The organism is Prevotella sp. AM42-24 (assembly GCF_003461825.1).
Taxonomy (GTDB): domain Bacteria; phylum Bacteroidota; class Bacteroidia; order Bacteroidales; family Bacteroidaceae; genus Prevotella; species Prevotella hominis.
The window spans coordinates 1-5,806 of the sequence record NZ_QTXV01000096.1; the positions used below are offsets into that span (position 1 = coordinate 1).

9 protein-coding genes are annotated in these 5,806 nt (G+C 33.3%); 2 read left to right on the forward strand and 7 right to left on the reverse strand.

The window, feature by feature from the left end; translation table 11 throughout:
• Nucleotides 1-948: 948 nt before the first annotated feature.
• The 4 genes from DW917_RS15690 to DW917_RS17365 form a co-directional block, all read right to left on the reverse strand.
• Nucleotides 949-1,131 (reverse strand): hypothetical protein, encoded by a 183-nt coding sequence (locus DW917_RS15690; protein WP_118120229.1) that lies wholly within the window; start codon nt 1,129-1,131, stop codon nt 949-951.
• A 7-nt stretch (nt 1,132-1,138) separates the two neighbouring features.
• Nucleotides 1,139-1,651, reverse strand: a complete 513-nt coding sequence (locus DW917_RS15695) for a hypothetical protein (protein ID WP_118120231.1) — start codon at nt 1,649-1,651, stop codon at nt 1,139-1,141.
• Between the two features lie 71 nt (nt 1,652-1,722).
• Nucleotides 1,723-2,289: a hypothetical protein gene (locus DW917_RS15700; RefSeq protein ID WP_118120233.1), complete on the reverse strand. Its 567-nt coding sequence runs from the start codon at nt 2,287-2,289 to the stop codon at nt 1,723-1,725.
• A gap of 28 nt (nt 2,290-2,317) precedes the next feature.
• Entirely contained in the window at nt 2,318-2,494 is a 177-nt protein-coding gene (locus DW917_RS17365; protein WP_158570216.1) for a hypothetical protein, read from the reverse strand.
• 608 nt (nt 2,495-3,102) lie between these two features.
• On the opposite strand from DW917_RS17365, the gene DW917_RS15705 reads away from it, so the two are divergent.
• The gene (locus tag DW917_RS15705; RefSeq protein WP_233524784.1) at nt 3,103-4,065 is read left to right on the forward strand and encodes an Abi family protein; all 963 of its coding nucleotides are present in this window, start codon (nt 3,103-3,105) and stop codon (nt 4,063-4,065) included.
• A 21-nt stretch (nt 4,066-4,086) separates the two neighbouring features.
• On the opposite strand, the gene DW917_RS15710 is transcribed toward DW917_RS15705, so the two are convergent.
• Entirely contained in the window at nt 4,087-4,407 is a 321-nt protein-coding gene (locus DW917_RS15710; RefSeq protein WP_233524785.1) for a hypothetical protein, read from the reverse strand.
• Here DW917_RS15710 and DW917_RS15715 point away from each other — a divergent pair.
• Nucleotides 4,397-4,699, forward strand: a complete 303-nt coding sequence (locus tag DW917_RS15715; protein WP_233524786.1) for a copper resistance protein NlpE N-terminal domain-containing protein — start codon at nt 4,397-4,399, stop codon at nt 4,697-4,699. The two genes, DW917_RS15710 and DW917_RS15715, sit on opposite strands and share 11 nt — an antisense overlap.
• Nucleotides 4,700-4,820: 121 nt before the next feature.
• Here the strand turns inward: DW917_RS15715 and DW917_RS15720 are convergent, their stop codons facing one another.
• Both DW917_RS15720 and DW917_RS15725 read right to left on the reverse strand, forming a co-directional pair.
• Nucleotides 4,821-5,510 carry a hypothetical protein gene (locus DW917_RS15720; protein ID WP_117728745.1) on the reverse strand — a complete coding sequence of 230 codons (690 nt, stop codon included), beginning with the start codon at nt 5,508-5,510 and terminating at the stop codon, nt 4,821-4,823.
• Nucleotides 5,507-5,707: a hypothetical protein gene (locus tag DW917_RS15725; RefSeq protein ID WP_118120241.1), complete on the reverse strand. Its 201-nt coding sequence runs from the start codon at nt 5,705-5,707 to the stop codon at nt 5,507-5,509. Before DW917_RS15725 ends, DW917_RS15720 begins: the two co-directional genes overlap by 4 nt.
• Nucleotides 5,708-5,806 lie beyond the last annotated feature (99 nt).

A 5,806-nucleotide genomic window follows, 5' to 3' on the forward strand; every position in this document is an offset into this window, starting at 1 on the left:
ACTTATAAAATAAGTTAAACTAAAATGCTGCGGAATTTAGGCATAATAAACACTCTTTTTTATAGTATATTTCTCCCCTTTATATTCTATCGTTCCACAAGAATTATTATATTGTAATCCTGAGGAAACTTCTTTACAATATATTATATTGAAAGAATTATACTCTTGCTCCATAGAGCAAGAGTATAAAATATAGGTAAAAGCGTAAAGCGTAATTAAACAAATGTGATTTCTCATTTTATTGTTACATTTACAGTTTGAGGTCTTTCATTCACATTTCACCCATGTCGTAAGTAGAGGTCGTTACATTGCCCTCCGTGTCGGTGACACGGACAAAACGCTGTATGGCGTAGTATGGAAAATGTTTCGAAGATGCTAACGGAATTATCCTCAGATAAGCCCAACTGAATTTTAAGGCGGTTTATAACCTTGTTTTGTTGATACTTTCATGTTGCTCGTCTTTTATGTTATAGCTAAAGAACGATAGGAATTTGAGAATATTGTATGGAATTGTTGAATTAATCAAAAAAGTGCTGTAATATTGGTATAGATTCCGTTATTGGAATATATTGCGGTGTATTACCGTCTGATGTTGAGACAATACTCACATTAAATGCTGATGGTACCTATTTGTTGATACAGTCATACAATGAAAGTAGAACAAACAGGAAAGGTTAAGAGGTACTTTCCAAGTGCTTGACGGCAACATCTTGATGCTTGTGCATCCTTCGAGCGGGGACAATCTATTTTATAAGAGTGAGGGATACAAACTTCATTATTCTTATAGACTCGTTTGGCAATGAAACTAAAAAAGAGGACGGAAAGAACTGTATTCTGAATAAGAAAGTATGGAGAGTGTAAAATAAACTGTATTGGACTATAATTGTTATAGCTTGGCACTGTTTTACACTCTCTTCCATTTAGACATTTCTAATATGATGAAATGCTCTATTTGGGCGACTTTTCTCTACTATTTATATCAGTTGAGGATATATTTTTGCAAATATGACCTACAATATACTCTATCGGAGTAAAAAGCTCAATATCATTATTCTCAACTAAATCTTCTATTGAAGATTTTACAAATTCCCAAAGCCTGGATGCCTCATATTCTTCATATGGATGTTTCATTCTTTAATTATTTCATTTTCTGTTTCAATGATGATATTGACCTATCAAATAAGGCGACATTTATTTTCGACACATTATAATAGCCTACACTTATATCTTTCAATAGAATATCCTTCCACATTAATTGATTTTCTTGAATTCCCTTCAATTTAATAGTATCTGGTTTTATAGGAATTTTGTTCTTTGTAAGAAGCTCGTTAATTTCTTTAATTAGTTTCGAGTTTTGAAAACGAAGATTATATATACTATCCCCTAAAAGACTTATATTTCGTTCATTTTTACAATAAAAGAAACCACTTAAATAGATACATGAAGAATCTTGATATCTAAACAAATATTCAATTTCTTCTGTTGTATAGTTGATTGACAACATGTATCCTTTAGGTACACAGAGTTCGAAAGTTTTATTATTTAATTGTAACTTGACTTTTTTGAGTTTCTCCTTAGGCAAATTATAATTTGCAATTGCAGAAAATGTTACTAATAATAAAAAAAATAATAATGTAAACTTTATTTTCATCTGTTCTATATTTTTAATAACAACATGTTCGTACGATGAAATATGTAAGCAATTTTATCGTACGAATTATTTTACTTTTTATACCAATATAGCGAAATTGGAATATTTTTGTCTGCTAAAATAGAAGGACCATCGCCCCCTACATAATTACCTGACGGGGCTTTTGTTGTTATATAATAAGTTCTTAAAGGTCGGTTTAGTTGACCACGCGAAATATTCTCACTATATACAGCCTGCCATTCACTACGTTCCAAACCGTTGTGTGAACGATTATCTTTGATGATTTTCTTTAACTCCTTTTCTATATTTTTTTTACATCTATATATTTTTCTTTTGTCATCTTTTATATAATCATCACATATGAAAAAAGTCTGATGATAATTTGTTCCTTTTATAGTTAATACTAATCTTGGAGGCAATTTGATTATGTCACAGAGAGTTGCATTCTGTAAGAGTTCATACAGTTCTTGGATTGAAATATCATCATTAATAATATATTCATTATCATCAAAATAATTTTTTACCAATATTTGCTTACAAACTTTTTTGTTTATAAGATTAGGATGTATGCTATTTTTACAACAATTCCATAAGCAAAACAACCCACAAAAACAAAATATTTTTAATAACTTATTCATGAAGATAGTGTATTTTAAATTATAAAACTCATCCAGCAAGATAGTAGAACCTTTTACTTGTGGAAATTCGCTTAGGTGTAATTAATTGAAGTTTCGCAAGTGAAAATTCAATAACCTTATAATCAACAGAAAAGCCATCAGTCTCGCTACCAGCATACTGGATGCGGCGTGGGTCTGAACCGTAAGAGTCGAAATATCTATTCATTCTACCTCCGTTTTTAAAGTGTTCTATTTTGGATCAAATAACAAAGGACGTTTACTGGCGATGCGCTTTAATACTATATATCTCCATCTTGGATAAACCAAACCACTTTTTACCTGAGTCCTTAATGGATGCACCTATGTGATATACACAGTTCGCTGCTCTCCTTTTTTTTCTATTTTATCTGTCATATTTATATTCATTTTTCCAATATCACAAATTGTGACTTTGAACATTACCATATTTAACAGCATCCAAAGGTAATGCTTTTAGCCTTTAAACTACTATCACACAACCCTTTCTTTGAAAAGAACGTAAAATTAAGTATTTTAACTCGCTCTAAATAGGACTTTGATTGAATATCAAGAACTTGGGCGTTTGCCTATATTATATAGGTAACAATATGGAAACGAGCGGACTTCTGCTCGTTTCTGTATTTTGCAATATACAAAGAACACCTTAATTCGGGGACAAAGATACGATAATTTTCTAAATATCCAATGAATTACGATGAGATTTTTATGGCAATTAGAACTTTTTGTGTAAAATCCCATGCATGAAATGCAGTTTTCTAAGAAAATATTTGGAGATTCCGACAAAAAAGCGTATTTTTGCAGCAACAAATCCCACCACGCCTCTCAACGATGCGTACCACGGTGGGACTTCGCTTTTTATATGGGTATATGAACTACGACAAACAACCGATAAATATAGATGAACAATTAGCCTTGCTCCAAAACAGAGGACTAATGATAGAGGATGTAGCTACAGCCAAATTACAGCTTTGCAATATCAGCTATTTCCGTATCGCTAGTTATCTTCGATACATGGAGCAAGACCGACAACATCATCTTTACAAATCCGGCAGTACATTCGAGCAAGCCATCAACCTTTATCTCTTTGATAAAGAACTACGCCAACTTATATTCACGGCTATCCAAGATATTGAGATTTCTCTCCGAACCAAGATGATTCAAGTGTTCTCAATGGAACATGGGGCATTTTGGTTTATGGATTCGTCATTGTTCAAGAATGCAGAGTTTTATGAAGGTTGTCTTGACAATATAAAGAAAGAGGTGTCTCGCTCAAATGAAGATTTTATCAAGGAACATTCCGAGAAATATAATTATCCAGCTCTTCCACCCGTGTGGAAGACCTTGGAGGTTGTTTCATTTGGTACTCTTTCAAAGTTGTTTTGCCTGTTTAAGGACAATCGATTAAAGAAGCAAGTGGCAAGAGAGTTTGGACTTCCTCAATACACTTATTTGGAAAGTTGGATAAGGTGCATTACCGTACTTCGTAATTGCTGTGCTCATCATGCACGTATATGGAATAGGCGTTTTGCCTTGAAACCTCAATTACCGAACCGACTTCCTCTCAATTGGATTACTCCAAGTCAGAAGCCTATCAAGTTGTACCATCAGCTATGCACCTTATTATATTTGGAACAAACTATTAAACCTTGCATGGACTTGAAAAGTTCTCTACTCAAACTCTTTGCAAAATACTCTAATGTAGATTTGCATGCCATGGGATTTCCGCAAGGATGGGAAAATGAACCTTTATGGAGATAGTAGGCGGTGTTCGGATATAGCTTATCCGAACACCTGCTGCCATAACGTTTTGTTGCTGACGATGATTCTGACATCAACTTTCATGTATTTTTGCAACACAGGGACATTTTGCTCCTGTGTGCACATTGTGGCTATAGCCATAAAATAATTGCCATCTTCCCTATGTATGAGTTCGGCGTTATGGCGTATGATGTCGCAATTATAAGATGCATTGTTGCTGCCCTCGAAAGATACATGAGCCATCCTTGGCTCATCGAAAAGATACAAATACTTGTATGGCACAAACACATGCACTGTTCTTTGATTGATGACCTCACCATTAGCCTCTGGCATGGATTCCATAGCAGGAACATATTGTGGTGTGTTGCCACCTGATGTTGAAACAACACTCACGTTAAATGCTGATGGTACCTATTTGTTGATACAGACATTCAAAGAAAAGCAGAACGAGCAGGAAAGGTTAAAAGGTACTTTCCAAGTGCTTGATGGCAACATCCTGATGCTTGTGCATCCTTCAAGTGGTGAGCATACCTTCTACAAGGTGAAGGATGCCAACCATATTATTCTGATAGATTCGTTTGGTAACGAACCTAAAAAAGAAAATCGGGATAACTATGCCCTAATAAAGAAATGAAATGTAAATAAACTGTGTTTACCCATTGTAGTAGAACACAGCTTATTTTACACTCGAACCAAAGATGGACTTTTACAAATTATTGTTTACAAAGACATATTGAATAGTAAACACACTAAGATTATTGTTGCTTTTTGTAGTATTCACCTCTCCATTTTATACCATTTGGTGTAACTTGTATATACTCTCCTAATAAATAATATTGATTGAAAAGTTTATCTGTTACATCAGGTAGATTTATAATAATACTTTTCTCAGTATTCAAATCCACTTTATACGGATACTCGTAGTATAAGACACCAAAGTATTGGCCTGCGGGATTACTTTCGGTATAATACATTGGTTGGAATGTAAATCTGAAACTTTTTGGAGAATTAATTCTATTACGATTCAATACTATAGTACATGTCCCTTTTTCTGTAATCCCAGAATACGAAATAGTTCCACAATAAACATTAAACTTTATAGGCATAGTTGTATTCGGAACTTTGAAAAGTATTTCAGCAAGAGTTTTATTACCAGAAACTTCTTCGATAATTAAAATGTTTTTAAAAGCACTTTGCATCGGTCCTTCTATTGAATTTATCTCAAAAAAAGTATCGCTGACTTTAGTTATTTGACAAATAGCCAAAGGAAAGCTCTGTTCCCCCTCTATAGAAGAGGAGGAATAGAACTTTAGTGTGTCATTTTTAATTTCTATCAATTTTGAACTGGTTTCATTATGATAGATACCATTTTCAAGTTTTTTAGATGTTTCACCAAAACTAACCAATCCTATAACTGACAAAAAAATACAAAATATAAATCTCATTTATTTTTCAATTTTTGTTGACTCTTCAAAAAATCAGAATAATCTTTAATCATTGGATAGCCATATCCACCATTCGGATCTTTTATGGAGCCTACATAATGAACATTTGAACGAACTGTTGAGTGCTTCAAACTATTGAACCGGTCGCAATTTGCGACCAGTTCTCCTTTATCTTGATGTTCTATATTATCTGCCATATTGCTATCTTTATTTTTGAGATCACAAATTGTGACCTTAAACGTGTTGTTACTTATTATTGTATGCAAAGGTAGTGCTTTTAGCCTTTAAACTACTAT